Source organism: Polaromonas sp. P3_C2 (assembly GCF_056402675.1).
In genome coordinates this window covers 1-521 of record NZ_JBFUGX010001275.1, presented here as the reverse complement: position 1 = coordinate 521, position 521 = coordinate 1, and the positions used below count along the sequence as shown (strand labels likewise).

General features: G+C 54.9%; 1 protein-coding gene. It reads left to right on the top strand.

Features of this window, described 5'->3' with window-relative positions; genetic code table 11:
• The coding region (locus AC1DWI_RS26040) for a hypothetical protein (protein WP_477726315.1) at positions 1-375 on the top strand (375 nt) is incomplete at its 5' end.
• Between the last annotated feature and the right edge of the window lie 146 nt (positions 376-521).

The window sequence follows — 521 nt, the reverse complement described above, 5'->3', positions numbered from 1 at the left end:
GAAGAGACATCCGAATGGTCCGAGAATCACAGCTACGACGATCCAAAGGTCTCTACACCAGAGCTTCAGGCTTGGTTCCTTGAGATGATCAAGTCGTACCCGGCAATGAATGGCCCCTTCTCTTCGGAAGAGTTTCCAGAAGATGATTCGGCTGTCACTGACTATAGCGTCGGGAAGGAAGCAATCTACGCCGCGTTCGCCTGGTCCAAGGCAGAAGCCGCATATGAGCAGGTCTTTAGCCTTGCAGCCAAGCATCAACTTGGGTTTTTTGATGCAAGCTCAGAAACCGGGGCAGTGTGGCTACCGGACGGGAAAGGTGGGCTCAAGCTTTCTCATCAAGGTGAGTCATCAGACACTGACGACAGTGACGCCTAGCCCTTCCATCGAGAGAACGTGGCCCGGCAAGCCGGGCGCCCCCTCTCATGTCAAACGTTAGACCTCAGAGTACAAGCTATGCGCGCCCTAGAACTCAAGATCCCACCGCCGCTCGTGGCGCTAATCATCGCGGTCACCATGTGGAT